The following is a 25,892-nucleotide window of genomic DNA, read 5'->3' on the forward strand; positions in this document are numbered from 1 at the left end:
TATTTCGGGTTTTGGTGTCCTATTTAACCATATCAGGATCGTAATCATAGAATCCTGTGTCGAGGAAACGGTTTTTAGGGTGTAACTTGCGCACTTCCTCATCTAACAAGAAAGCTTGGTCATGGCCGAAATTCCCCTCTTGGATCAAGCCACGCGCTTGAATAAAGAGTTTAGCAATCTCTACAAAATTCTGACCTGGGGTGTAAAGTCCCTCAAGTTTCCAGTGAGTAAAACCATGCTCCACCAATTCTGTCAATTTGGTCATCAAATCAAGGTCGTTATTTGCAAAGATGTGGGTACCATGATTATCTTCAAAGATAGAGTAATGGCTCTCAGGGTCACTCGGTTCTGCTAAGAAGAGATCACGTTTACGTGTCTTTTCATCATCGATGTGCGTAAAGTTATAGTAGTTTTGCAAGAGCGGACGCTTAGAATGGTGGATGACACTAGCCCCATAAACCAATACTTCAGCAGGAATTTCCAAAATCTCAGGCATCTTGAAGAGTTCAGCAGATGGAATTTCACGCGCCAAAACCGCCTCAGATGCGCCAGCCTTTTGACCCCAGAAGTTAATCTGACGACTACTTGTCACCATGGTTGAAGCATCGTAGATGGTCTTAAAGGAATAACCATCGCGATTGACAACGTAAAAGACACCTGCATCCCCAACAGTAATATAGTCTGTCTTAATTTCTTCCAAGAAGTCTAGGAATGGCTTGATACGGTCCATCATATCTTGGTGCATGAGGGCATTAACCGCGACAATCAATTCCTTACCTGCTTCATGAACCAGCTTAGCGATGGTGCGTAACTCTTCATAACTAAAGGTTGTTGGCAGACGAAGTCCAAAATCTTTCTCACCAACGTAGATACGGTCTACGCCAGCTTCGAGTAACTGTTCAACTTGTTCAATACTTTCAGCAGTTGCTGTAATGATAATCTTTTCCATAAGAAAAATTATACCACATTTCTCAAAAATCAGCTATGAATACTGAGAGTTTCACAAAAAGTTAAACTTGTTTCTATCTTTCCCAATCAAAAAAGTGAACAGTAACTTGTACCATTCACTCTATTTTATGCATGTGTTTCTTCAACTAGGTGGCCATCATTCATGACATAAATACGGTCAACCTTATCAAGAAGGCGTGTATCATGCGTAATCATGACAACTCCTCTGCCTTGTTCATGAGCAATGGCAGCCAACATCTCCGTTACTTGGTAAGCACGCTCGGTGTCTAGACTGGCTGTCGGCTCATCTGCAAGCACGATGCTTGGATTGTTATAGAGCGCTCTAGCTATCGCCGCACGTTGACGTTCGCCACCCGATAGAGCCTTGGGATACTGATCTTTTACTTTTTCCAAATCCAACAAGTCAAAGAGCTCTTTTCGGTCACTTTTACTATTTTTCCCCTTATCCAGTTTGTCAATCAAATCCAGCTGTTCCTTGACCGTTAGAAACGGAATTAGGTTTGAAGCCTGGAGAATGAAACCAAACTCTCTAAAACGGAGGTCTGTTTTTTCCTTCTCCGTTAAACTGCCTGTTTCCTTCCCTTTGACTAGAATCTTTCCACTCGAAGCTTCCTGTAGTTGTCCTAGAGTTGTTAGAAAGGTCGTCTTTCCAGAACCTGAAGGCCCAACAATAGCTACGAACTCTCCCGCATTTAGCTGAAAATTCGTCTCATGCAGGGCTACGACTCTCATCTTTCCTTCCCAGTAGGTTTTTGTCACTTGATTCATTTCAATCAATGCTGTCATACTATTCTCCTTATCATTCTGCAATCGCAGTAATCGGGTCCACCTTTAACAAGCGTGGAAGTGAAATGACACCACCTAGAAGGGCCATCAAGGAAATTACCAAGCTTAGGACAGAGTAGGCTATCCAACTTGGATAGAAAAAGAAGGTAGCTGGTAAGACTAAAATCACTCCTCCGATTGCCAGCAAGGCTAAAGCAATCCCCATACCAGCTAGGAGGAAGATTTGACAGAATAGAGACCATACAATGGTTTTGATCTGTATCCCTTGAGCCCGCATTATTCCATAAAGACCTAGTTTTTGGATGGTAATGATATAAACAAAAATCCCCACAATCAAGCCTGTAATGACAATCATAGCAAGAATCATTCCTGAAAATACATTCACCTGAGGTGTGTAACCAGGAATTTTTGATATCATTTTTGGAATGGAAATCTGTTTCAGTCCATCGCCAGACACTTCTATGTCATTTTTCAATACCAAGGCAGAGATGGAACGATTGGCTTTCAAGGTTCCTTGTAAGGTCCAATAAGTCGTCAGACTCGTAAAGACAACAGGCTCAGTGAAAAATTTATTTCCTTGAGTCAGGCCTACAATCTTGTAACTTGCCTCGCTTCCATTAAGCTGAATGGCGTCGCCTAGCTTCATCCCATAGTTCTCAAAAGACTGATCCACAACAACCTCATCATCTCCTTCAGGATAACGACCCTCCGTCAAACTAGGTGAGATAAAAGCGTCCCAGTCTTGAGCAAAAATGGAAACATTGACTTTTTCACTACCATCGACTAGATTGGTTACAGCAAACATATAGCCCAATGGAGCAGCCTCTTCAGAACTCTTATCCTTGTAGTCCTTTTCAGGAATAAAGGATGCTGTCAAATTATCATTTGCGTAGTCGGATAAAACAACACCCGTTGCTTGCCAATTATCAATAGCTGCTCGGTTGTTTCGCACAAGACCAAGAGCTAGACTGGTCATAAAAAAGACCATAAAAGCGATAAGAAAAATGGTAGTTAGAATCAAACTATATCGAAGTTTGTTTCGTACTATTTCTTTGATAGCAAGATACATGCTTATCTCCTTTAACTTTTCCCCAGAGGTAGCAAAAAGCCACCCAGTCCAATAGACAGAATCTCTGTCCTTCCATCCATTCAAAACAACTCCTACCAATACTCTTCAAAAGTATCCAGGTAGCAACTCAACAAATCATCTTAGGAAAAAGCCTCAGCTTGCTATCAATTTATATAAGTTATCCTTTCCTTTCTCAGTATATTTATAATAGAAAAGGTTAGGTCATCTGTTTTAAGTGTAACATCCATGCTACCATTTTCCCTTGTAGGTGTCAAGAGAGCGACTTAGAAGTTGATAAGAGACTTTAGTAGTTTTGTAACAATTCTGTAATAATTCTCTGCATAAAAAATGATAAAATAGTTATGTACTGTTAAGGAGAGAATCATGCCCGCAAGAAAACTAGAAGCTTATGAGTTTGAACAAGCTCCCGAATCGAAACAAACTCCGCTTTACCAAGATTACACACCTGAAGCCCCAGTCGGCCCTAACCTAAAAGAGATTTTATTTTTTGTAAATATCGCTTGTTTCTGTATTTTTATGGCACTATTTAGTTTTATCTTTTTAGCTATAAAATTAAATACAGCTTTATCCTTTGTCGCTGCTATGGCAACAAGCTTCGCACTTTTACAACTTCAACGAAAGATTATTAAACAAAAGATTTTAAAATAAAGGTTGGTACTACTACCAACCTCTTTTCTAGTTATCAAAAAAGACAGTTATATAACTGTCTTTTTTATTTATTCTTACGTTTTGAAGGAGATTGGATGGCAATCTTAACTTCAAAAATCGTTCCTCTAGGTTTGTTATCTTTCACGCTAATCGTTCCTCGTAAGGCATCTACGATTTGCTTGGCCAAAGATAGTCCAAGACCAAAGCCACCTTTCTGACGGGTTCTCGCCTTGTCCACACGGTAAAAGCGGTCAAAGATTTTCTTCTTGTCAGTAGCTGAGATTCCAATTCCGTTATCCGTTACTGTTAGATAGAGGTGACGATCTGTAGCATGGACTACAAACTCAATTTTCCCATCTTCTTCGGTATACTTGATGGCATTGTCAAATAAGATGGTCATGAGCTGTTTTAGGAGCAACTGATCGGTCATGAAGGGACGATAAATCCGATTTTCATACTCAAAAATACGATCATTTTCAGAAGCAATCAACTCATAGTTAGCAAAGGTCGTCTTAAAGAACTGTGGTGATACTTCTGCTATTTCTGGTTTAATTCCATCATCACGACGTGCAAGATTGAGAAGATTGGTCGTGAGGAAGCGCATGTTGCGAACTTCTTCAAGACTGGAAGCGATACTTTCGCTGGATTCCATAATCGTTGCCTCTGGTTTTCGAAAGAGATTTTCTAAACGATTTTGTAAAACGGCCAAAGGCGTTCTCAGTTCGTGACTCGCATTTTCAACAAAGGACTTCTGCTTTTGCATGCTTTCCAGCAAGGGTTTGACACTGACGCGTGCCAAGTAAACACTGGCAATTAAAGACAGGAGCCAGAAACTAGCCATCACTACAACAATTAAATGCTCGTGGTTTTGGCTGATTTGCTCGAGCTGGCTGGTATTGATTAAAACCGCCGCATACTTGACGTTACTTGATACGGAGGAAGGGTTGGTTTCCATCAAAATCATCCGATAGGTTTCTTCCTGACCGTAGCTATTGACAACTTGGATTTGGCGAATGTGATTCAACTCTTTTTTGTCCAGCTTGATTTTGTCCAAGCCTAAAAAGCGATTGCCCAGTAAGAGTTGGTTAAAATCCTTGTCAAAGAGCAAGACTTCCGTATTGGAGCTGACATTGGGCTTGATTTCAGCCTTGCTGGCATCCGCAGTTGCTGGTTGAATATCCTTGACCTCTTCAGTTGCCCGATTCAGGGCTAACTGGATAACAGCTTGGGGACTACTACTAAGTGCTTGGAGTTTTTCATCTACAGAAGTGTAGAGACTCGAGTGCATGACCTGGAGGATAATCAAGGTCATAGCAGAGAAAATCAGGGTGAACACTCCAAAGTTTCGAATGAAATAGCTGAAATCATCCGCATACCATGTTTTTTTTAGTTTATTGAACATCTTTTAAAATATACCCGACACTACGCAAGGTTTGAAGATTTTCAGCAAAGGCTGTTCCCTTCAATTTCTTACGAACTTTTGAGACATAGACTTCTACAACGGAAATCGTCGTATCGCTATCAAACCCCCATAGACGGTCAAAAATTTGTGTCTTGGGAAGAATGACATTTTGATTTTGAAGGAAGTAAACCAATAACTCAAACTCTTTTCCGAGTAGTTCCACAGGAGTATCTTCCACTTTCACTTCATTCGTTGAAAGGTTGACGACAATATCTCCATAGGTCAAGGTGTTTTCGTTAAACTTACCTGAACGTTTGAGAAGGGCTTGAATCCGCATTTTGAGTTCTTCTAGATAGAAAGGTTTGGTAAGGTAGTCATCCGCTCCCAACTCAAAACCATGTCCCTTGTCATCCAAACTTTCTTTGGCCGTCATGATAAGGACTGGTGTGGTAATTCCTTTTTCGCGCAACTCTTTCAAGACTTGGAAGCCATTTTTTTCAGGCAACATCAGGTCAAGCAAAATCAAGTCATAAACGCCACTTTCTGCTTCGTAGAGACCTTCTTCTCCATCAAAAACCTGCATGACATCTGCAAAATCATCCAAAAAGTCAAATACTGAGTTTGACAGACCCAGGTCATCTTCTACTAATAAGATTTTTATCATCAGAAACTCCTCCTTGTTATGATTATTATACCAAAATTGCCTTAAAAAAAACTCAACTCTCTCTTCTTTTCAGATAGAAAGTTGAGTTTTTGTTTACATTTCGAACGAATTACGCTTTGGCATATTGGGCTACAACAGCTTCTACTGCTGCTTTTTCACGCTTAATCAAGTCAACACGCGCTGCGATATCCTTGATCCCCATGCGAATGTTACGGCTAAGAGCAAGGTCAGAGAGCTGTGGCTCAAAGAATTCCTTGTACTCTGCCAAGCGTTGGTCTGTTTTAAAGATATGTGATGGGAAGATGACAAAGCTGTCAAAGCTCATGTCACCACCAAGGGCTGCCTTAATCCAAGCCCAGTTTTCACGCGCCCATACCCAGACAGTTTCTTGAGTCGCTTGGTGTCCGAGGAATTGGAGGTACCATGAAGAAAGGTCTTGTGGTTTCACCACAAATTTGTCCTTCCATGAACTAATCAAGGTTTGGATATTGTCAGCATCTGTACTGTAGGCTAGAGCAGCTGCTAACTGGCGTTTGAAAACAGCATCTGTCGCATGAGTGTAGAGGTCCAGATAAGTTGCGACCAAGTCCTTGGTCTCATGGTGTTTCATTTCATTGATAAGAACTTGAGCACGAATTGCTGCTGGAAGTCCTGCAAGATTTTCCTTGTGAGCTACAAAGATTTGGCTAGCGACTTGACTAGCTTCTGCATCATTGGAGCGAATCACCATGGAAATGGTCAGCTGACGAACCAATTCGTCTTCATCTGATTCACCATCTTTGGCTTCAAAACCAAGACGGTCATAGTTGTGACGAGCCAATTTAGCAACCAGACTGTTAAAGGCTTTCTCAGTTTCTGTTCCTTCATCGATAAAGCGCTCAAGGGCAGAAATCACTTGAGAAACAGCTGAAACCACAAGGTAGGACTCTTCCTTAGCAAGTTTATCAAGGACTGGGAGCAAGTCAGCATAAGAAATGTGTCCTGCCTCAGCCAACAAACGACGTTCTTGAACGATTTGAAGTTTACTTGTGTTATCAAGTGTTTCTAGCTCAGCAAGAACAGCTTCTAACAAGTCTCCTTGATAGTCTGTAATGTAGTGGGCCGTATTTTCAGTATTGAGACGAAGAGCTCCTTTGTTTTCAGCAAGAAGAGCTGCATAGCCAGGGATTTCGATACTTTCAGTTTCGAGTGTATCTGGCAAGCCTTTCCAGTTGCTGTTCAGTGGCACCACCCAGAGACGGTTCTTGTCTTCGTGCTCACCGATAAAGAATTGTTTTTGTGAAATCTTCAAGACATCATTTTCAACTTTGACAGTGAGAACTGGATAACCAGGTTGCTCCAACCAAGAATCCATGAAGGCTGCAACATCACGACCTGATGCTTGTCCGAGAGCATTCCAAAGGTCACGACCGATGGTATTGCTGTATTGGTGTTTTTCAAAGTAGGCATGCAAACCTTTAGCAAAATCCGCATCGCCGAGCCAACGACGAAGCATGTGCATGAGACGGCTTCCTTTGGCATAGACGATAGCTCCGTCAAAGAGGGTATTGATTTCGTCTGGGTGTTTGACTTCGACGTGGACAGACTGAACGCCATCAGTCGCATCACGTTTAAGTGCTCCCGGCACACCACCTGTTTGGAAGTCTTCAAAGATATTCCAAGTTGGCTCGATGGCATCGACACAGACGTATTCCATCATGTTAGCGAAGCTTTCATTGAGCCAGAGGTCATCCCACCATTTCATAGTAACGAGGTTCCCAAACCATTGGTGAGCCAACTCATGTGCTACAACTAGGGCCACTTGTTGACGACTAGCAAAGGTTGAGTTCTCATCCACAACCAAGTAAACTTCACGGTAGGTTACAAGACCCCAGTTTTCCATGGCACCTGCTGAGAAGTCAGGAAGGGCGATGTGAAGTGATTGAGGGATTGGGTACTTAACTCCGTAGTAGTCTTCGTAGAACTCAATTGAGCGAACGGCGATGTCCAGTGAGAAATCAAGGTTAGATAGGGGATGAGCTTTGGTTGAGTATACTCCTACGAGAGTACCATTCTTGGTTTTAGCAGTCACCCCTTGCAAGTCACCAGCAACAAAAGCTAACAAGTAAGAAGACATACGAGGTGTCGTTTCAAACTTCCATATGCCTGTTTCCTTGCGGTTTTCCACATCAATCTCAGGCATATTTGACAAGGCTACTTCACCTTCTGCTTGGTCAAAACGTAGAGAGAGATCAAAGGTTGCTTTGGCTTCAGGTTCATCCACACATGGGAAGGCTTCACGCGCAAAGTGGCTTTCAAACTGTGTAGACAAGACTTCCTTCTTGACACCATCAACTGTGTAGTAAGATGGGTAAATCCCTGTCATGTTGTCTGTGATTTTTCCTGAAAAGGTGATGACCATTTCAACTTGACCGACCTCAGCCAGTTCGATATGAAGGGCTTCATTGTCATGATCAACTGTAAATGGACGAGCTTGACCCGCAACTTCTACAGAAGCGATTTCCAAGTCTTTTTGGTGAAGGGAAATACGGTCACTTTTCGCTTGACCAGTGATGGTCACCTTCCCAGAAAAGGTCTTGGTCTCACGACTCAAGTCTAAAAATAAATCATAATGTTCAGGAACAAATTGGGTAATAAAATGTTCTACTGCTTGCATAGTTTTCTCCTATTCTAAGTTTAAGAGTTTTACTCTTATTCAAACAAACTTATTATATCATGTTTTGCTTAAGAAAAAAGGATTGGACGGTGATTTCCAAAACTTTCTTTCTACTAAAGTTTACTGTGGATAAACCTTGCAAAATTCTTCTAAAACAACCTTGCTGTCAGGTGTAAAAGCTAGTCCTGCCTCTCTCAGCCACTCGGCAAAACAGTCCTCATGAACCTGACGCCAATAGGCTAGGGATTTGTCACCTTCCCCTTCCTTAAAGGCATGTTCAGCAGAAACTTGATTAAAGGATTCGACAGAAACCTTTGTAATTTCGACAATGCAGACAGCTCGATCTTGGCTATCTAAAATGATATCAAAAGTTCCTTCTCGCGGAAGGGGTTCGTCTTCTAGTGCGTAGAGGTCGTAGGCTGAGGCGGTTGCTGTCTTCTCGCCTCTTAGTACCAAATCTGCCAAGATATCGGCTTCTACTCCAAAAGCCCAAGCATCAATCTCATCTCCGATCGAGGGATTGATTTTCTTGTATGCATTCCACATTTCTTGCGGTGTCATTTGTTCTCCTTTTTTTCTTTTACCTTCCAATTTTTATAGCTTGTCATGTCTAAATCTGGAAATCCTCGTAACTCTGCCTTCACCTTCAATACTAAGGGTGAGGCATTTTCTTCGGTAATTTCTTCCAAATTCAACCAAATGACGTTTGCTGAATCATTGCTTCCATCATGAACCTCCTGAGAAATCGACTTCTGAGAGCTCTCGAAATTGAGTGCTATATCATAAAAGGCCATGATATGGTGTACGGCGAAGTCTTGCCCCTCTTCTTGAACCATCACGTCATACATCCTAGGATTAGAGTATCTGCTAAGAGAATATCCTGTCTCTTCAAGAACTTCCCTCTTGAGAGTTTCAATCAGTCCCTCACCTGGTTCTTGACTACCACCAGGTAGATCATAACGATGTTGATAAGGGCCTCTCGTTTTTTCAATGCAAAACAATTTCCCGTCTTGAAGACAGACTCCGTAGACGCCAAAGTGATTTTTGATTTCCATTTTCCACTCTTTCTAAGCAAAACTTATTTATTCCACGTTCAAATCAACATCTTCAAGATACACATAAATATCTTGTGGTTGCCACTCTCCGTTTTCATATCTCATCTGTTGGCGTCGCCCCTCAAATACGAACCCACAACTTACTAGCAATCGCTTCGATGGTTCATTATCAGGGAATGTCTGTGCCTCTAGACGATGGAAATGAAGTTCTTCTCGATTAATTTTTAAAAGTGATTTTAAAGCAGCTTTTCCATAACCTTTTTGAAAATACTGATTATGGATAAAGTAGCCAATCTCAGCCCAACTTGTACGGTCTCTTACTAATTTAGCAAGATAGATCATTCCTAAATGCTTTCCATCTTCCTTTCGAAAAATTCCATAGATATACTGTTCATCACATTTTCGTAAAGTTTGGTGATGTTCTACTAATTTTACAAACCACGATTTTGTACAAGGTTCCATATCCAATTTACCTTCATCATAAGGTAATTGTTTATCTAAACGATTATTAAAACCTTGATACCATGATAGATAATCATCAACTTCCAACTCTTTTAAAATAATCATCTTCTACCTCTTTAAAACCATCACATCATATATCCTAGGATTAGAGTATCTGCTAAGAGAATATCCTGTCTCTTCAAGAACTTCTCTCTTGAAAGTTTCCGTCAATCCTTCATCAAGTTGCTGACTACCACCAGGTAGATCATAACGATATTGATATGGACCTCTCGTTTTCTCAATGCAGAGTAACTTCTCATTTTCAAAGCAAATGCCATAGACGCCAAAGTGATTTTTGATTTCCATCCAACTCCTCCTACTTCAAAGTCCAGCCACCATCAATGGTCAGGATTTGTCCTTGCATGGCGCTCGCTTTTCCACTTGCTAAGAAAAGGCTAATTTCTGCTACTTCCTCTGGCTCAATCCAGCGCTTGATTGGCGTTTCACTAGCTACCCAGTCAGCCAATCCACCTGGTTCAAAGTCGGCAGCGGTCATAGCTGTCTTGACAGCACCAGGAGCAATCCCAAAGACCTGAATACCAGCCTCAGCATAGTCTAGGGCCAACTGCTTGGTAAAGCCAGCTAAGGCGTGCTTAGACGAGGTATAGGCATGACCACCACCACCTGCTAGGCTCGAAGCGATGGAGCACATATTGATGATGATTCCCTTTTTACTTTCCAGCATTTGCGTCAAATAATGTCGTGTCATCTCAACTGGAGTCACATAGTTGATTTCAAAGATTTCTTGAATTTCCTGCGCTGTCTGTTCCAAAAGGGATTTGTAATCATCCAAAACTCCTGCAGTATTGCACAAAACATCCACCTGAGGACACCAGTCAAAAATAGGCTCCAAGTCAAGAGTTAAATCTCTCTGTAAAAAGTGGAAATCACCATCTAAAACTGGATTTTCTCCTTGATCCACACCATAAACTTGATAACCATTCTCTAAAAAAAGTCGAGCCTGAGCCAATCCAATACCTGAACTCACTCCCGTAATCAATACACGTTTAGTCATTCACTTCTACCCAATCTGTCGCCAAAACATCACAAGGTGTCGGACTCCACATGGAAAAACCTTCTCCTTCGCCAGATACATTGATTAGGAAGTAGGGCGTCACTTCAAGTGCAACCCCGTTTTGTTCAATGGTATCAAAAAGCTGCACATAGTTTTCAGCACCTCCCCAACCAGTACGTACATATTTTTTCTTAGCCTTTAACCCAGGTAGCATTTCTTCGAAAGTCATGTTTTTCTCCTTTAAAATCAATAATTCTTCCCTTCATTATAACAAAAAAACCGCTTTAAAACGGCTTTTTGACTGTGATTTATTTACATCTTGCTTCTACTTACGGTAAATTATTCCCTCCTGCAAGATAAATTTCATACCATTCTTTTCTTGTTAAGCTAAAGTTTGCCGCTTGGCTAACTTCTCTCAAGTGCTTAGGATTTGTGGTACCTACAACTGCCTGCATTTTTGCTGGATAACGCAATATCCAAGAAACGGCAATAGTTGAAGAAGTTACTCCATATTTAATAGCTAAACGCTCAAGTACTTGATTTAAAGCTTGAAATTTCTCATTTCCAACAAAATTCCCTTTAAAATACCCGAATTGTAAGACAGACCATGCTTGAATGACCACATCATGTAATTTGCAATATTCAAAAATGCTGCCATCTCGCATAGCTGCTTGACTATCTTCCATATTAACATGAAAACCTGATTCGAATCCTGGAGTAAAAGCCGCACTCAATTGTAGTTGATTAACAGCTAACGGCTGCTTGACATCTTTTTTAAGCAACTCCATCATCATAGGATTTTGATTAGAAACTCCAAAATATCGGACCTTACCTTGTTTATAAAGAAGATCAAAGGCTTCTGCTACTTGGTCAGATTCCATCAAAGCATCTGGTCGATGAAGAAGCAAGCTATCTAGATGATCAATCTTCAATCTTTGCAAAATTCCGTCAACTGATTTTATAATATAGTCCTTAGAAAAATCAAAATAGGTAAATTCTTCAATGCGAATGCCACATTTTGACTGAATCCACATCTCTTCTCTTAAATCTGGACGATTTTTTAGGACAAGACCTAACAGTTCTTCACAACGACCACGACCATATATATCAGCCAAGTCGAAAGCATTAATTCCAACAGAAAGTGCTGTTTCTACAAGCTCTTCAACTTCTTTTACAGACTTATCTTTTATTCTCATCATTCCGAGAACAATTTCTGATAATTCTTTGTCATCTTGACCAAGAGTTATATATCTCATCAAATTTTTCTCCTTTGATTCTACATTCTTCATTTAATTATAACAAAAAACCGTTTTCCTACGGCTTTTTGACTGTACATCTACTAAATTCTTCCTACCACTGCAATCCGGCTTCTCTGATTTCTTTCTTAGAAGCGAATTTACCATTTGGTCTGTGCCATCTTCCGTTTTTATCTCTAAAGTAGCCACCTGAATTAGTTGATTGCGAGTTTGATTCTTGGCTTTCTTCCTTTTTTTGTGCGGCTTGATGGGCTTTTTTCTGTTCTTCTTTTGCTTTCTTTTCAGCTGCTTCTTTTTCTTCAGCCTCTTTCTTTGCTTTTTCCTCAGCTTCCTTCTTGGCTTTTTCCTCAGCTTCTTTCTTAGCTTTTTCTTCTTCGTTTTCTACTGTATTTTTAGCAGTACCGTCCAAGTAATTGATTTCCGCATTAGCTGAAACATTGTCTAAAACGACATGCGTCACAGAATACTGATCAACCTTTTCCTTACTACCACCCAACTTGATCTCCAAGAGTTTGCCGTTTTCATCTATTCCCACATACTGCAACTCAATCTGTCTAGAGATCAATTCATCTTTCTGATAGATTGGGGTCACCTTATAGTCAAGATAGTAGTTCGGATGATTGGCCAACCAAGAGTCCAATCGATTTTCGTAATAAAGCATACTTTCTTGATTAGTATTATCTGTACCATAATAAGTTCCAGCATTTAGCCAGTTGGTCATAGGGACCAAGTTTTTCTTTTCATCATTCAATCCACTAAATTGGTACCCAATCAAATGGCCTCGATTCATTAACCAAGCCTTTTTAGAACCATCTCCATAGTAAAAATTATAGTTATGCCAACCAACTGGGTTATAACTTATCTTAGGCTCTCTCTTTTCAGTTGGCTCATCGCTGTCCTTGAGTTGAATATGAGCACCCGTTGCGCGTGATTTAGAATCCAATTCCCCAAGTTCTAGTTGCTTTTCATTTTTAAAAGGCAAGAGTCCAGCTTCTTTAAACAACTTTTCATCGAACTTGGTTTGCTTCTGTTCAATTTTTTCTTCTGGGACCTTTGATTTCGCCTTATGTCCAGAACAAGCAACTAGGGTTGTGATTGAAAGCAAGGCAATTGAGAAGGATAGTAGCTTTTTCATAAAAGTCTCCTTTTTATATAGTAATTAGATTAATATCTCCTCTTAGGTTTTACTATCATTTTGTTAATTGTTCAAGAATAAAAAGACTGTTATTATACTATTTATCCTCCAATGTTCAAAACAAAAACGATAACCACTTTTCAGTAGTTACCGTTGATTTCTTTTGATTAATCTTTCCAACCAAGTTTGCTGTTGATAGTCATCATGATGCTGGCTATCTTCTCACCCCAGTATGGATCTGAAGCATAGCGAACATTCATTCCGGTTGCTTTATTTCCAAGGTGGTCTCTGCCATAGTCAATGTAATTCTCACGAATCCACTTGGCAGCTCCGAGGATTCCTTTGTCCACATTATCAAAGCTCTTGGCCGAGAGATATGGGCTCGTATCATAAGCGGCAATACCAAAGAAGTTGTTCTTATCTCTGGCAATTTGACTGCGTCCCCAAGCACTTTCAAGGGCACTATGTGCCATCAAGTAAAGGGCATTGACACCGTAGCGTTCTTCAGCTTCTTTGAAAGTCGCTCCTTTACCTGCGAGAGGACTATCCTGCAAGTTCATCATCGAATACAGTTTATCCAATTCAGCTGCACTATAATTACTTGGTTCTCTTAAGTTTTTATAGAGGAAAGGATTTTTAATGGTAAAGCCATCAAAGTGCTCTCCATCAGTTGAGTAGTACTTCTTACCAATAACCATAGCAGAGGTGTGTGGAGCTACTTTGATACTCGTATATGGAGAGAGTTCATGGTAGAGGAATTTCCCATCACTAGTATAATGAGGGATAAACTCGCTACCTTCATCTACTGCTGTTAAATCACTTTGATTCATATAGCCAGACAAGCCAGAAATCGAAACTGCAAGTCGGCCACCTTTTCGCGTCGAACTATCCAGTGAAACAATGCTTCCTTGGTTAATGTAACTCAAGATTTCTCCAGATGCACTATAGACATAGGCTGTGATTGGTTTAACTTTGTAATATTTAGATTCTGAAATCCACTTTCCATTGTTTTGAAAAGAATACTCTTTACCTTTAATATTAAAAGTACCTATCACATACACACCATCTTCTTTTAGATAGTACCAAGCATCATAATCTTTGTCAAAAATCCACTCATTTTTTGCCATATATCCACCTTTTTTAAGGTAATATGAGCCACTCCATTCTTGAGAAGCATAAGCCCCTCCGGGTTTTAAATAGAACCAACTATTGTATGAATTATCAAAAATCCATTCTTTTTCTGCCATGGCACCACTATCTTTTAGATAGTAATCTTTTCTCCACTGGTTACTCAGCATTACACCATCAGTATCAAAATAGTACCATATCCCTTTTATTTTTTCCCATTTATTACGGGAAATTTTCCCAGAAGCTGTAGCATAGTACCACTTGTCAGAAATTTTTACCCATGTATTTTCTGCCAAAGCACCACTATTTTGAATAAGATAATCACCAACTAAAGTATTAGTTACCATGATGCCTTCTTTATCAAAGTAATACCAAATTCCAGCGATTTTTTCCCATTTATTACGGAAAATTTTCCCAGATGCTGTAGCATAGTACCACTTGTCAGAAATTTTTACCCATGTATTTTTTGCCAAAGCACCATTATCTTGAATAAGGTAATCATCGATTATAATATTACTAATCATAACACCTTCTTTATTGAAGTAATACCATTTGTTATCGATTTGTTTCCAGTCTAAGACAGGCTGGTTATTTTCATAAAAGCGCCAGCTTCCCTGCTCCTTCTGCCAACCTTCTTTTTTGATTTCTCTACTCTTTTCCTTATTTGATGAATCTTCTTTAATGGAATCGTTCTCTTTTACAACTGAGTTTTTTTTGGTATCAACTTGAGGAGATTCTTTTTTTGGAGCAGACTCTTCTGTTTTCGTAGAAGGTTCTTCTTTTTTCAAAGCAGACTCTTCTGTTTTCTTAACTACATCTGTTGACTGAGTTTTTTTTGTAACCTGAGACTCTTCAGCATACGCTGTCGATTTTGCAAATCCTGCTATTGAGAGAACAACAGTACTTGCAAGTAGTATCTTCTTCATTATATTATATTCTCCTTAGTAAAACTATTACTATTATCTAATCCCTATTGTAACATAGTTAACCGACGGAAATATTACAAATTGATGAAGATTCTATTTCTTGTTGACAATAAGGAAGACCTAGCTTATCTCAGACTGGCTTTGACTTCCTGACGGAGATCTTCCAAACTGCTAATGCCATATTTATCCATGACTTTTGGCAGATTTTCGATGATGTCAGGACAGGCGTAAGGATTGGTAAAGTTTGCTGTTCCAACTCCGATGGCAGAGGCACCAGCCAGATACATTTCTAGCGCTGCTTCAGCCGAATCCACTCCCCCCATTCCAATGATGGGAAGGTCGGTTTTTTGGGCGACTTGGCGGATGAGTTTGAGGGCTACTGGAAAGACTGCTGGTCCAGACATTCCACCTGTACCATTGGCTAAGATTGGTTTTTTGGTTTTAAGGTCAAATCGCATACCGACTAGAGTATTGATCATGGTTAAGCCACTTGCTCCTGCATCTTCTGCGGCTTTAGCAATAATGACAACATCCGTTACACTAGGGGTTAACTTGACATAGACTGGCACATCAGAGGCTTCCACAGCTGCTTTTACCACTTCATAAGCTAGATCAGGATCTTGCCCAATCAAAAGTCCATGATTGCCGTGATCCACATTCGGACAAGAGATATTGAGCTCGATCGCTTTTACATTAGCCGCCTTGGAAATTCCTCGAGAAACGACAGCGTACTCTTGTTTTGAAAAGCCTGCAACATTTGCGATGATGGGAAGCGTAGGATACTCTCTTTCCAGCCAAGGCAACTTTTCAGCTAAAACAGCTTCTAAGCCAGGATTTTGCAAGCCGATTGCATTGAGCATGCCAGCAGGTGTCTCTGCCACCCTAGGAGTTGGATTGCCAAAACGGGGTTCTAGAGTCGTTGCCTTGATCATAATTGATCCCAAAAGGTCCAAATCATAGTACTTGGCATACTCTTGGCCAAAACCAAAACAGCCTGATGCTGGAATGATGGGATTTTTCAAATCCAAGCCTGGTAGAGAAACTTGTAAACGATTTCTAGTCATGATTTTCTCCTTATAATACAACCGTTCCTGTACGGAAAACAGGGCCATCTTCACAGACACGTTGACTAATTGTCTCACTATCTGGCACTTTTAGAACGCAGGCATAGCAGGCCCCCATCCCGCAAGCCATACGAGATTCTAGAGATAGATAGGCTCTTGGGTGGTCATGAAATCTTTGATTGATGTACTTCATCATTCCTGGAGCTCCACATGAGTAAACAGCATCAATTTGACTGTCTAAGTCATTAATGACGACTGACACATTTCCCTTGATACCATAAGAACCATCATCTGTCGTAACAAAGACCTGGGCATATTGGGCCAATTCCTTTTCAAGAATAACAGCATTTTTGTTGGCAAAACCGAGGACTGTCACTACTGTCACCCCACGCGCATGCAATTCCTTAGCCACCTCAAGCAAGGGTGGAACACCAATCCCACCACCAACGAGGAGAACTTGACTCTGGTCGTCTAGGTCAGACAAGTCAAAACCATTTCCCTGAGGCCCCATCACATCAAGAGTATCTCCCTGACGTAAGGATGAAAAAATAGCTGTCCCAGCACCTTCAATCCGATAAATAAGGTGACACTGCTTCTTGACCTTGTCAATAGACGAAATTGAAATAGGACGACGCAAGAGATGGGCATCATCAGGCACGCGCAGATGGAGAAATTGGCCTGCTCGCATAGCTTCAACCATTTCCCCTTCTAGGACTAATTCAAAGATTGCTGGCGCGATTTCCTCCTGTGCAACCACCTTCATGGTTTCCAAACGAATCGCACCCATACGCTTCTTACATGTGGGATTCATGATTTTCCTCCTTAAATTTTAAGGGGACCAGATAAAGAAAAGACCTTGCTATTGCAAGGTCTCAGTCGAGATAGGATAGAACTCATGGACACACCTAAAAAGTCTCCGCAGAGAGTCCCCTATCCCTTTTATCTGACACCTTGTGAGTCTCTCTGGACTCCCCTTAAAGGTTAAATTTGTATTAGTATACTCTTTCAAAGTAAAAAAGTCAAGTAGAAAACGAACATTCTACTTGACTGTACTGGATTATTTTTCACGAATCACTTCGACCTTGTAACCATCAGGATCCTTGACAAAGTAATAGTTTGGTGGGTTACCTGGTAGGCCTTTTGGCTCTGTAACCTCATAGCCTTTGTTGCTATGTTCTTGATGTAGCGCCTCAAGGTCAGGTGTACTGAGGGCGATATGGGCGAAGCCATCTCCTACCACATAAGGACCGTGATCATAGTTATAAGTCAACTCCAACTCATAGTCATCCCCCTCAAGTCCTAGATAGACAATGGTGAAAGCATGATCTGGAAAATCTCTGCGACGCAATTCTTTAAATCCAAAAGCATCTTGATAAAAAGCGATTGATTTTTCAAGGTTTTCTACTCGCAAGCAAGTGTGTAGCATTTTTGAAGCCATTTTCATTACCTCTTTCGTTTTAATAGTTCTATTATACCTTTATTCAGGAAAATTTACTAGAAACTTGAACTAGAGTCCTCTTCTCTAAGCTTTCATTCTAAGCAGAACTTTTGCGGTTTTCCTTGCGTATATTGCCAATAAGGAAAAGCAATATCAGGACAAAAAGTCCCTCGAGGAAGTAGAAAGCAAATTCGCTGTTCATGAGTAGTAAATCTCTGTAATGATATTTATTATAGAAAACTGAATTTGGTGCGAATAGGATTCGCAACAGTCTTCTTAGGAAAATAAAGATCTGCAATCCATAAATCATAAAGACCTTCTTCATACCAATCACGAAGCCTTGTTCCTTTGTAAAATAAGACAAGGCGATTCCATTTAACAAGAGGACAACTGTTATGGTCAGAGTTTCATTTCTTAGGATATTTGGATTAAATATGTTTAAGCGGCTGTGAACGAAAGGCAATAATTGAAAGAGTAGAATGCCCAAGATTGCTGGAAGGAGAATTTTTTTCAATGATGGTGGAAACCCGGGACTAAATCTTGTAAATGACAAGCAAATCACAAGGATTGCAAAAATATGGAAGTACATCATTGCAACTCCGGAAATGATCTGGCTTCGATTTACCAAAGCGGATAAGAAGCCAGCAGAAAGAAAGATACCGATAGGAATCAGCTTATCCAAAGAATAATCCCACTTCAGCCCTTGACTCACCTGGAAGCCATCGATAAGACAGAAAAATGTAATGAAAATAAGGGCCCCAATAAGACCAAACGGTAAGAATGGAGTGACGAGGAGCAATAACAAGATGAATAGGAACCATGGATGGGGACTGTGGTAGAATTTTCGTTTTGAACCCCTAGCTGTCACTCCTTCCTCAATCGGTGTTTGCCTTAATTTTAGCATATAGACGTAAAAGAGTGAAAACATACCAGCATGAACCCATGAATTATAAATAGGTTCCTCTAGAACACTGAGTATCAGACTCACAATCGTAAAGAGGCTAAAGAAAAACTGAAGGAACTTATTTTTTAAGACCTGTCTTTTTTTCCAATCCGAATAAGATAATTTGGCCTTTGGATGACAAAGTTCATAGGCATAGGCTGTCATCTCTTCTAGTTTCTGGTCTGTCTCTTCCGTCATCATTTGGCTAGCCATTTTAGAGGTTGGAAAAGGAGTTAAAACATATCTCAAGAGCTCCCCGTCTGTAAACCGATGGTACTCCTTATAGATCTGTTGAAGCAAAACCGTTAGAATGCGTGGTCTTCCTTTAAAGTAGCTTTTCCACTTCTCCCAATCATTGATATCTTCATCACTCTTGGTGAGCTTATCAATATAGAGATAACCTTCATTGTACCAGTAGTCAAAATTTTCTTTTTTATCTAGTGCGTACTCCTCTACCACAGAAGAATAAGACTGGACACTCTTCCAGAAATGAAGCTTTTTCAGATATGGATTTGCTTCCTCATCACTGTAACGCTCTACAAATTGGAGAACGAGAGCTAACACTTTCGCATTGGTTAAAGGATAGACGTCCACTTTTTCTAACAAATAAAGTAGGAGAGTATGGTCTTTGACTGTTTCAAAAAGATATTGCCAATCACGTAAAAGTTTGTATTCGTCTTGATAGCGAGCATGGAGCAGCTCGTAAAAGGCTGCCTCAACTTCATCTGGATTATCTAGAGCGTAGTGACTAAAGTCAACATTTTCCCCGAATTCTTCTTTTAGTTGCTCTAAGTAATGAGCCAAGTCATCCAAGAGTGGATAATCCTCTTCATACATGACTTGTCGGTTTTTTTCAAGAATATAGGTTAAAACGGGAACGCTCTTGATTATTTGACGATTCTGATTTACTTGATCCAAGACCATAAAGGCCAAATAGGGGTGCTTGAAAAACTCGATCCAAGAACTTAATTGATTCGCTTTGTTAGAATCTTGAAGAATTTCTTGGCAAAGTTGATAGGAATAAGAGAATTGCTCAGTGGCTTCTTGAGCACTTTCAAGCGAACTTCCTTCCTCTTCTGCTATATCTCTTTTGACCTTCCAGTACTTGAGTTTATAGTAATAACCCCAGTACTTAAAGTCTGGTACATAGTCTTCCAGTAAGGGAATGATGATAGAGAATTGCTCAGGTTTGTTAAAAATATAAACATCCATTTCCTCTAAGACGGATTGAACAATGTCCATATCATACTGATACTGATGAAAGAACTGACGCCATAGATGTTCTTGTTCCTCTAGGTTATAGTCATTATTCCCAACAATACTTTCAATCGCATTTCGAATTAAATAGGCTGCTTCATTATAACTACTAAAGTCAAGGGTGGACTTTGGCTCATCCTCTTCTGCTTTAAAAGTTTCAAAGTTAAAAGAATTGCTAGTTTTATCAGTTGATGGTTGATAGTCACTGAAATTAAGGCTAGATGTTTCAGACTCCTCTCCCTTAGCTTTCCTTTCTTCAGTCAAGGGTTCAAAATTGAGACTAGAGTTGGGTCTTCCATTAAACTCTTCTTCAAGTTCAGTAGCTTTTTGAGAATCACTCGCTTTTCTAGACCTCGCATAAGTTAACGCTTTTTGGTAAGCTTCAACAATTTCTTGGTAAATTTCTGGTTGGTCTTCTGGGTGATAGAGCCTAACCAGTTCAGCATAATGCCTTCTAATAAGCTTGACGTCAGTCGTTGGCTCTATCCCTAAAGTTTCCCATATATTCATAAGGTATCCTCTTTTATAGTCCTCGCTCTAGGAAGTCTAGATAGTTTGAAAATGATTGATAGAGTTTTGGCAAATGATACACAGATGCTTGACTGACCTCTTCTTCAAATCGTCTAGTTTCAGCCATTAGCTCATCTCTTCTTCTCCCCAAGAGCATACTGTACACGCGATTCGCTTTTTCAATCAAGAAACGATAAACCTCTGTTTCTTGAGCATTGATCTTATAGCGAGTCAACTCTGCTTGCTTAGCCTTGATTTCCTTTTCTGTAAGAGTAACACTATCTTGGAGAATAACATGACTAAAGACTTCCTGTGTTGAATCAATTTTCACTTCGACATCCAAAATTCCATTTAAATCATAGGTGAATCGAACTGTGAAACTTTCATTTACTCGAGTATTCACAGGGACGGGAACTTCTAATTCTCCTAGGAACAGATTTTGTGATGCCTTCATCATCTCACCTTGATAGACCTTTATCTTGACTTGACTCTGTCCCAATTCAGCCGTATAGTACTGCTCGATGCGTGAAGCAGGTAGGGTAGAATTTCGCTCAATAATCGGCGAAAAGCGGTCGCCAACTATCTCTATCCCCAGTGTAAAAGGACAAATATCAGACAGTAATAAATCTCGTATCTCACCCTGCCGTTCTTTTATTCCTGCTAAAAGGGCACAACCTCTCGCAATCATCCGATCGGGATCATCCGATACCTGCACCACTTGATTGATACAGTAGGATAAAAAGTCCTGAACCAAGCGGAGTTTCGAAGTCCCCCCAACAAGAACAAAGTTATCTGATGATACATAGCTATAGCGTGCATCCATCAAGGCACGATCCAAAACAGCCTTAACACGGGCTAGCAGAGGTTGACAAAGCTCATAAAAACGCTGGTAGCTCAAGTCTAAAGTGTATTCCTGTTCTTGGTCCAGAACTGTCATCTTCACTTCTTCTTTCTCATTGAGTTCTATCTTTGTCTTTTCAGCCTGTACCAGAATTTTGCCATAAAATTCACGGGAAATCGTATCCTTGGTTAATTGATTGGAGACTAAAAATTCCTCAGCAATAGCCGCAGTAAAGTCTTCTCCTCCCAAACGATTGTCCCCTGCGATCGAGACGATTTCGACGATATTATCAAAAAGCTCTACAACTGAAATGTCTAGAGTCCCACCACCAAAATCGACTACAATAAAAGATTGATCTTCTTGGTTTACCATAGATCTTTTAGCAAGAGCCGCTGCGGAAGGTTCATTGATAATCCGATCAATCTGAACGCCTGCAAATTTCCCTGCTAGTTTGGTCGCATAGCGTTGAGCATCATTGAAATAGGCTGGAACACTAACAATCACTTCCTCGACCTTTTCTCCAAGATAGGTCTCTGCATCGTCTACCAACTTTCGAATGATAAAAGAGCTCAATTCTTCAGCCTTATATGCTCGATTCCCTAACGTCAACTCATGTTTGGTCCCCATAAAACGCTTAAACTGAGAAACTGTCTTATCTGGGTGAGTTACCAAGCGTTCCTTGGCAATTTTTCCAACTATAATCTCATCATTGTCATCTAAAGCCACAACAGAAGGAGTCAAATACTCGCCAAAAGCATTGGGAATCAGCTTGACCTGGCCATCTTGATATACCCCTACTAAAGAATTCGTCGTTCCTAAATCAATACCTACTATCATCTTCTTCTAACTCCAAATCTTTTTTAGATATTCCTATTATACAAGAAATATCCTATTTTCTTTGAAAAAATCTGTTATTTACTCTCTAAAATAGAAAATCATTTATGGAAAATAAAAAAGTTTCACCCTACTCTTGCGGTAAAACCACGAGAGTAAGAATGAAACAGTTGTCATTATTTACCAAGTTTTGCTTTAGCTGCATCTGCAAGAGCTGTGAAAGCTGCTGCATCGTTAACAGCCAAGTCAGCAAGCATTTTACGGTTAACTTCGATTTCAGCCAATTTCAAACCATGCATCAATTGTGAGTATGAAAGTCCGTTCAAACGAGCTGCCGCATTGATACGAGTGATCCACAATTTACGGAAGTCACGTTTTTTCTGACGACGGTCACGGTATGCATAGTAGTAAGAGTTCATTACTTGTTCTTTTGCAGTACGGAACAAGATGTGTTTAGCTCCATAGTAACCTTTTGCTAATTTAAGAATACGTTTACGACGTTTGCGTGATACAACGCCACCTTTAACACGTGCCATGTTTTATTTCCTCCAAATATTTCCTAGAATTGTTTACTTACTGTTAGGCTATTATTTCAAGCGAGTAAGCATTGCTTTGATACGTTTGAAATCTCCTGAATGCACCATAGATGCTTTACGAAGATGACGACGTTGTTTCTTAGTTTTTCCGTGGAAACGGTGAGAAGTGTAAGCACGGAAACGTTTAAGTCCACCAGAACCTGTACGTTTGAAACGTTTAGCTGATGCGCGGTGTGTTTTTTGTTTTGGCATGATTTTTTCTCCTTTATTTAACTTTCTGACAATTATTTTTTGTCAGTTGCTGGCGCCAACTGCATGAACATTTGGCGTCCATCCATCTTAGCTCGTTGTTCGATGATTGCAATATCTTGTGTTGCTTCAGCAAACTCGGCTAAAACTTTTGCACCAATCTCTTTATGGGTGATCATACGCCCTTTAAAGCGAATGGATACCTTAACTTTATTTCCTTTTTCAAGGAACTTGCGTGCATTGCGAAGTTTTGTGTCAAAGTCACCCTTGTCAATAGTTGGACTCAGACGAACTTCTTTCACCGTAACAACACTTTGTTTTTTACGTTGTTCTTTTTGCTTTTTCTGATACTCAAATTTGAACTTACCGTAGTCCATAATTTTAGCAACAGGCGGTTTTGCTTGGGGTTGAATCAATACTAAGTCAACATTTGCACTATCAGCCAATGCTTGCGCTTCGCTGAGTGGCTTGATACCTAGCTGTTCTCCCTCAAGACCGATCAAGCGAACTTCACGTACACGAATTTCATCATTGATGAATAAGTCTTGCTTTGCTATGGTTTTCACCTCTTTTTTATTATTAGAGAAAAACAAGAGCGGGCCCGTAATGATACAAGCCCGCACGTTATGATAGCGTTTCATAGAAACTTTTCATCCGTAGGGCCAGGCAACTTGATGTCACAAGGCGAGAAGCTCTCACTTCTGCTTTTCTCAACTTTTATATGATACCAAGTTTTCTATTCCTTGTCAAGATAAAAAGTCGTTTTTTCAAAAAACTTTCTGTTTTCTTCTTGATGTCTGCATCAAAAAGAGAGAACCTAGTTGGTTCCCTCTCTATGTTATTTTTCCCCTCACCTTCCGTATAGGAATGCTAAGACCTGTTAAAATCTTCCTTTTTACGTGAACTTCCCCATCTTTCGATAAATAGAATCCCCACTAACAAAAGGATAATCAGGCAAGGAAGTAAGACCATCCCCATGCTCCAATTTAGATCTACATTATCAATCTGCTTAGGTAATCCTCCAGATAAAATCTCCACTGAACGCAAGTAAGTAAAGGGGATCAGATGTGCAATACTATGAAGAGGCTGGATCGTTTGGATACCAAATAACAAGCCAACAATCCCAATGAGGGAAAGAAAGAGGACAGGCATTTTTTGCTTGAAAAAGTATGCAATCAAGTAGACGATTTCCACAATGACGATAAAGGCTAAGAAAGCTAAGAGCAAGCTAGGAAATAACACATCTTGTATCTTCCCAATAGTTACCTCTTGATTGGTTAAGCTATAGAATGGGTAGGGATAATCTAACTGTCCAACACCACTTATTAGACTTCCCACTAGAAAAGAAAATCCACAGATTCCGATAAACAGCACGGTTACATAACTCACCCCAACTCCCAGAGAGGACATGGCAAATGTCACTTTTGAAAAAGGATATAACTGAGCTGTATCGAGATTATTTTGATATCTTTCTGCGAACAGTTGTGTTAGCATAAAAATAATACCAATCACAAATAAGGTTGGGATGATAACCTCTAAAATCCAGACAATCTGATCAATCCCGTGGGTCGGAAACTCCAAAGTATGTGCTTTTATGTTCAAGGGATACAGGGCTTGGTAAATCTTTCGTTGGCGGTCAATCGCCATTTTTAATTCAGATCCAGAAGTCGGGGCATTTGACATAACTTCATAATTCTTCTCTTCATCTTGCCACTGCAAATAGTAGGCTTCTTTCCAGCGTCCTTCTTTTAATAAAGTCAGAATTTCTGTCTTTCGCTTCAAAAGATTTTTTTGCGAGTCTAAATTTTCTTTAGCAAACTGGTATTCCTCCGAGCTGGTGTCAGATATTTGGGAGAGTTTCTCTTCATATTCATTGATGATTCTCTCATCTTTTACAAGACGGGTTTCCAACTCGCTCTCCAAGCTATGTGAGTTTGCAGTCTGACTATTTAAATAAAAGGTAACACCGAGTACAGATGCAAATAAAAGTAAGATAATCCAGTTTAAACGACTTTTGAAAACTTTCTTTAATAAAAATAGGCTAATATATTTCATAACGGAACCTCTTCTATCTGCCCCTGACGAATGGTTACGATGCTATCGCAAATCTCCATTAACTCCTCTTTGTAGTGGGAACTCAAAAGAACCAGCTGTTCTTTTCTATCGATTTGTGCCAGCCTATCAAAAAACTTCTGTCGATAATACTCATCTAAGCCATTTGTTATCTCATCCATGAGCCAGCATTTCGCCTGACTGAGGAAATACATAGCAATCACCAAGCGTTGCTTCATCCCTAAGGAATACTTGCGGATGGGAAGGTTGATATAGTCAGACATTTCCCAATAGGCGATTGCGTCCCCCAAGTTTAGGTCTGACTTCCAGATATTTTTTATGAGACGAAGGTAGTCCATCCCACTTAAGTTTCCATCCAGCCATTCAACGCTCTCATAATAAAACAAAGAAGGAGGGGCTGCGATATGTCCACTACTAAGGGGAAGCAGCTTGCTCATAGCTCGGAACAGTGTCGTCTTTCCCGAGCCATTGATAGCAAGAACGCCATAAATCTTGCCCTTTTCAAATGTGAAATCAACATCTTGCAAGATGACTTGTCGCGTTTTTAAGGTAACATGAGTAAGATTTAACATATCCAGCCCTCCTTTTTCTCACTCTTTAACGATTAATAGTTTCCTACCTAGTAGTTAATGACCTCATAGCGAACATAATATCAATCGGACCAACTTTATAGTCATTATAGAGTAATAAGCAGACCATCTTGAAATGTTTACACATTTTTATGTCCGTGGTAATTCATACTATACTTCCAAGCGGTATTCCAATCACATCGATAACTTTTAATAACTGTCACAGCAGATACACTGGACTGAAAAAAACCAATAGATAATAAAGCGACTTTTACCGATTTTTCATGGTTATCATTGCATTTGTATCATTGGTACTGAAAACACTTTCATTATATCGTTTTTCCCTG

Annotated in this window: 25 protein-coding genes, 1 pseudogene and 1 other annotated feature; of the genes and pseudogenes, 1 reads left to right on the plus strand and 25 read right to left on the minus strand. The window is 40.0% G+C overall.

Annotated features, from left to right (window positions below):
• Positions 1-19: 19 nt before the first annotated feature.
• The 3 genes from TZ92_RS07390 to TZ92_RS07400 form a co-directional block, all read right to left on the minus strand.
• Positions 20-949 carry a peptidase U32 family protein gene (locus TZ92_RS07390; RefSeq protein ID WP_033629898.1) on the minus strand — a complete coding sequence of 310 codons (930 nt, stop codon included), beginning with the start codon at positions 947-949 and terminating at the stop codon, positions 20-22.
• Positions 950-1,074: 125 nt separating this feature from the next.
• Positions 1,075-1,755 (minus strand): ABC transporter ATP-binding protein, encoded by a 681-nt coding sequence (locus tag TZ92_RS07395; protein ID WP_033629899.1) that lies wholly within the window; start codon positions 1,753-1,755, stop codon positions 1,075-1,077.
• Positions 1,756-1,768: 13 nt separating this feature from the next.
• Positions 1,769-2,824: an ABC transporter permease gene (locus tag TZ92_RS07400; protein ID WP_033629900.1), complete on the minus strand. Its 1,056-nt coding sequence runs from the start codon at positions 2,822-2,824 to the stop codon at positions 1,769-1,771.
• A gap of 384 nt (positions 2,825-3,208) precedes the next feature.
• Between TZ92_RS07400 and TZ92_RS07405 the strand changes: the two genes are divergently transcribed.
• Entirely contained in the window at positions 3,209-3,493 is a 285-nt protein-coding gene (locus TZ92_RS07405) for a DUF3270 domain-containing protein (RefSeq protein WP_033629901.1), read from the plus strand.
• A 64-nt stretch (positions 3,494-3,557) separates the two neighbouring features.
• On the opposite strand, the gene TZ92_RS07410 is transcribed toward TZ92_RS07405, so the two are convergent.
• The 22 genes and pseudogenes from TZ92_RS07410 to TZ92_RS07515 form a co-directional block, all read right to left on the minus strand.
• Positions 3,558-4,895, minus strand: a complete 1,338-nt coding sequence (locus TZ92_RS07410) for a sensor histidine kinase (RefSeq protein ID WP_033629902.1) — start codon at positions 4,893-4,895, stop codon at positions 3,558-3,560.
• On the minus strand, positions 4,885-5,559 hold the full coding sequence (ciaR, locus tag TZ92_RS07415) for a two-component system response regulator CiaR (RefSeq protein WP_000590630.1): 675 nt from the start codon (positions 5,557-5,559) through the stop codon (positions 4,885-4,887). The genes TZ92_RS07410 and ciaR overlap by 11 nt, the downstream gene beginning before the upstream one ends.
• A 109-nt stretch (positions 5,560-5,668) precedes the next feature.
• The gene (locus TZ92_RS07420; protein WP_033629903.1) at positions 5,669-8,215 is read right to left on the minus strand and encodes a M1 family metallopeptidase; all 2,547 of its coding nucleotides are present in this window, start codon (positions 8,213-8,215) and stop codon (positions 5,669-5,671) included.
• Positions 8,216-8,335: 120 nt separating this feature from the next.
• Positions 8,336-8,776: an ASCH domain-containing protein gene (locus TZ92_RS07425; RefSeq protein ID WP_033629904.1), complete on the minus strand. Its 441-nt coding sequence runs from the start codon at positions 8,774-8,776 to the stop codon at positions 8,336-8,338.
• Positions 8,773-9,270 carry an NUDIX hydrolase gene (locus TZ92_RS07430; RefSeq protein WP_033629905.1) on the minus strand — a complete coding sequence of 166 codons (498 nt, stop codon included), beginning with the start codon at positions 9,268-9,270 and terminating at the stop codon, positions 8,773-8,775. The genes TZ92_RS07425 and TZ92_RS07430 overlap by 4 nt, the downstream gene beginning before the upstream one ends.
• A 27-nt stretch (positions 9,271-9,297) precedes the next feature.
• Complete coding sequence (locus TZ92_RS07435; protein WP_033629906.1) at positions 9,298-9,837, minus strand: GNAT family N-acetyltransferase; 540 nt, start codon at positions 9,835-9,837, stop codon at positions 9,298-9,300.
• A gap of 15 nt (positions 9,838-9,852) precedes the next feature.
• Positions 9,853-10,077, minus strand: a pseudogene (locus tag TZ92_RS07440) (NUDIX domain-containing protein); the annotation flags it as partial.
• A gap of 10 nt (positions 10,078-10,087) precedes the next feature.
• Positions 10,088-10,786, minus strand: a complete 699-nt coding sequence (locus tag TZ92_RS07445; RefSeq protein WP_033629907.1) for a 3-oxoacyl-ACP reductase — start codon at positions 10,784-10,786, stop codon at positions 10,088-10,090.
• Positions 10,779-11,015, minus strand: a complete 237-nt coding sequence (locus TZ92_RS07450) for a DUF2829 domain-containing protein (protein ID WP_033629908.1) — start codon at positions 11,013-11,015, stop codon at positions 10,779-10,781. The genes TZ92_RS07445 and TZ92_RS07450 overlap by 8 nt, the downstream gene beginning before the upstream one ends.
• A gap of 100 nt (positions 11,016-11,115) precedes the next feature.
• Positions 11,116-12,042 carry an aldo/keto reductase gene (locus TZ92_RS07455; RefSeq protein ID WP_033629910.1) on the minus strand — a complete coding sequence of 309 codons (927 nt, stop codon included), beginning with the start codon at positions 12,040-12,042 and terminating at the stop codon, positions 11,116-11,118.
• A gap of 94 nt (positions 12,043-12,136) precedes the next feature.
• Positions 12,137-13,177, minus strand: a complete 1,041-nt coding sequence (locus tag TZ92_RS07460; RefSeq protein ID WP_033629911.1) for a DNA/RNA non-specific endonuclease — start codon at positions 13,175-13,177, stop codon at positions 12,137-12,139.
• 167 nt (positions 13,178-13,344) lie between these two features.
• Positions 13,345-15,231 (minus strand): glucosaminidase domain-containing protein, encoded by a 1,887-nt coding sequence (locus tag TZ92_RS07465; protein WP_033629912.1) that lies wholly within the window; start codon positions 15,229-15,231, stop codon positions 13,345-13,347.
• Between the two features lie 125 nt (positions 15,232-15,356).
• Positions 15,357-16,343 (minus strand): dihydroorotate dehydrogenase, encoded by a 987-nt coding sequence (locus tag TZ92_RS07470; RefSeq protein WP_198921223.1) that lies wholly within the window; start codon positions 16,341-16,343, stop codon positions 15,357-15,359.
• Positions 16,306-17,106, minus strand: coding sequence for a dihydroorotate dehydrogenase electron transfer subunit (locus TZ92_RS07475; protein WP_033629914.1), 801 nt, complete (start codon positions 17,104-17,106; stop codon positions 16,306-16,308). Before TZ92_RS07475 ends, TZ92_RS07470 begins: the two co-directional genes overlap by 38 nt.
• Before the next feature lie 246 nt (positions 17,107-17,352).
• The gene (gene gloA, locus TZ92_RS07480) at positions 17,353-17,733 is read right to left on the minus strand and encodes a lactoylglutathione lyase (protein ID WP_033629915.1); all 381 of its coding nucleotides are present in this window, start codon (positions 17,731-17,733) and stop codon (positions 17,353-17,355) included.
• Positions 17,734-17,830: 97 nt separating this feature from the next.
• Positions 17,831-20,443 (minus strand): J domain-containing protein, encoded by a 2,613-nt coding sequence (locus tag TZ92_RS07485; protein ID WP_033629916.1) that lies wholly within the window; start codon positions 20,441-20,443, stop codon positions 17,831-17,833.
• 13 nt (positions 20,444-20,456) lie between these two features.
• Complete coding sequence (locus TZ92_RS07490; protein WP_033629917.1) at positions 20,457-22,121, minus strand: molecular chaperone HscC; 1,665 nt, start codon at positions 22,119-22,121, stop codon at positions 20,457-20,459.
• Positions 22,122-22,294: 173 nt separating this feature from the next.
• Complete coding sequence (rplT, locus tag TZ92_RS07495) at positions 22,295-22,654, minus strand: 50S ribosomal protein L20 (protein WP_000124830.1); 360 nt, start codon at positions 22,652-22,654, stop codon at positions 22,295-22,297.
• A gap of 51 nt (positions 22,655-22,705) precedes the next feature.
• Positions 22,706-22,906, minus strand: coding sequence for a 50S ribosomal protein L35 (gene rpmI, locus TZ92_RS07500; RefSeq protein WP_001125942.1), 201 nt, complete (start codon positions 22,904-22,906; stop codon positions 22,706-22,708).
• 32 nt (positions 22,907-22,938) lie between these two features.
• The gene (infC, locus tag TZ92_RS07505; protein ID WP_000848184.1) at positions 22,939-23,469 is read right to left on the minus strand and encodes a translation initiation factor IF-3; all 531 of its coding nucleotides are present in this window, start codon (positions 23,467-23,469) and stop codon (positions 22,939-22,941) included.
• 15 nt (positions 23,470-23,484) lie between these two features.
• Positions 23,485-23,616: a sequence feature (ribosomal protein L20 leader region), on the minus strand.
• Between the two features lie 157 nt (positions 23,617-23,773).
• Positions 23,774-24,958 (minus strand): membrane protein, encoded by a 1,185-nt coding sequence (locus tag TZ92_RS07510; RefSeq protein ID WP_033629918.1) that lies wholly within the window; start codon positions 24,956-24,958, stop codon positions 23,774-23,776.
• Complete coding sequence (locus TZ92_RS07515; RefSeq protein ID WP_033629919.1) at positions 24,955-25,548, minus strand: ATP-binding cassette domain-containing protein; 594 nt, start codon at positions 25,546-25,548, stop codon at positions 24,955-24,957. The genes TZ92_RS07510 and TZ92_RS07515 overlap by 4 nt, the downstream gene beginning before the upstream one ends.
• Between the last annotated feature and the right edge of the window lie 344 nt (positions 25,549-25,892).

It is taken from the genome of Streptococcus oralis subsp. oralis (assembly GCF_000960035.1).
Lineage (GTDB): Bacteria > Bacillota > Bacilli > Lactobacillales > Streptococcaceae > Streptococcus > Streptococcus oralis_G.

Excerpts from the sequence above, each read along its gene's own strand:
- TZ92_RS07425 (WP_033629904.1), bottom strand. The coding sequence starts at position 8,776 with ATGACACCGCAAGAAATGTGGAATGCATACAAGAAAATCAATCCCTCG.
- TZ92_RS07405 (WP_033629901.1), top strand. The coding sequence starts at position 3,209 with ATGCCCGCAAGAAAACTAGAAGCTTATGAGTTTGAACAAGCTCCCGAA.
- rpmI (WP_001125942.1), bottom strand. The coding sequence starts at position 22,906 with ATGCCAAAACAAAAAACACACCGCGCATCAGCTAAACGTTTCAAACGT.
- TZ92_RS07515 (WP_033629919.1), bottom strand. The coding sequence starts at position 25,548 with ATGTTAAATCTTACTCATGTTACCTTAAAAACGCGACAAGTCATCTTG.
- ciaR (WP_000590630.1), bottom strand. The coding sequence starts at position 5,559 with ATGATAAAAATCTTATTAGTAGAAGATGACCTGGGTCTGTCAAACTCA.
- TZ92_RS07435 (WP_033629906.1), bottom strand. The coding sequence starts at position 9,837 with ATGATTATTTTAAAAGAGTTGGAAGTTGATGATTATCTATCATGGTAT.
- TZ92_RS07470 (WP_198921223.1), bottom strand. The coding sequence starts at position 16,343 with ATGGCCCTGTTTTCCGTACAGGAACGGTTGTATTATAAGGAGAAAATC.
- TZ92_RS07410 (WP_033629902.1), bottom strand. The coding sequence starts at position 4,895 with ATGTTCAATAAACTAAAAAAAACATGGTATGCGGATGATTTCAGCTAT.
- TZ92_RS07450 (WP_033629908.1), bottom strand. The coding sequence starts at position 11,015 with ATGACTTTCGAAGAAATGCTACCTGGGTTAAAGGCTAAGAAAAAATAT.
- rplT (WP_000124830.1), bottom strand. The coding sequence starts at position 22,654 with ATGGCACGTGTTAAAGGTGGCGTTGTATCACGCAAACGTCGTAAACGT.
- TZ92_RS07465 (WP_033629912.1), bottom strand. The coding sequence starts at position 15,231 with ATGAAGAAGATACTACTTGCAAGTACTGTTGTTCTCTCAATAGCAGGA.
- TZ92_RS07400 (WP_033629900.1), bottom strand. The coding sequence starts at position 2,824 with ATGTATCTTGCTATCAAAGAAATAGTACGAAACAAACTTCGATATAGT.
- TZ92_RS07420 (WP_033629903.1), bottom strand. The coding sequence starts at position 8,215 with ATGCAAGCAGTAGAACATTTTATTACCCAATTTGTTCCTGAACATTAT.
- TZ92_RS07445 (WP_033629907.1), bottom strand. The coding sequence starts at position 10,786 with ATGACTAAACGTGTATTGATTACGGGAGTGAGTTCAGGTATTGGATTG.
- TZ92_RS07395 (WP_033629899.1), bottom strand. The coding sequence starts at position 1,755 with ATGACAGCATTGATTGAAATGAATCAAGTGACAAAAACCTACTGGGAA.
- TZ92_RS07475 (WP_033629914.1), bottom strand. The coding sequence starts at position 17,106 with ATGAATCCCACATGTAAGAAGCGTATGGGTGCGATTCGTTTGGAAACC.
- gloA (WP_033629915.1), bottom strand. The coding sequence starts at position 17,733 with ATGGCTTCAAAAATGCTACACACTTGCTTGCGAGTAGAAAACCTTGAA.
- TZ92_RS07485 (WP_033629916.1), bottom strand. The coding sequence starts at position 20,443 with ATGAATATATGGGAAACTTTAGGGATAGAGCCAACGACTGACGTCAAG.
- TZ92_RS07510 (WP_033629918.1), bottom strand. The coding sequence starts at position 24,958 with ATGAAATATATTAGCCTATTTTTATTAAAGAAAGTTTTCAAAAGTCGT.
- TZ92_RS07460 (WP_033629911.1), bottom strand. The coding sequence starts at position 13,177 with ATGAAAAAGCTACTATCCTTCTCAATTGCCTTGCTTTCAATCACAACC.
- TZ92_RS07430 (WP_033629905.1), bottom strand. The coding sequence starts at position 9,270 with ATGGAAATCAAAAATCACTTTGGCGTCTACGGAGTCTGTCTTCAAGAC.
- TZ92_RS07455 (WP_033629910.1), bottom strand. The coding sequence starts at position 12,042 with ATGAGATATATAACTCTTGGTCAAGATGACAAAGAATTATCAGAAATT.
- TZ92_RS07490 (WP_033629917.1), bottom strand. The coding sequence starts at position 22,121 with ATGATAGTAGGTATTGATTTAGGAACGACGAATTCTTTAGTAGGGGTA.
- TZ92_RS07390 (WP_033629898.1), bottom strand. The coding sequence starts at position 949 with ATGGAAAAGATTATCATTACAGCAACTGCTGAAAGTATTGAACAAGTT.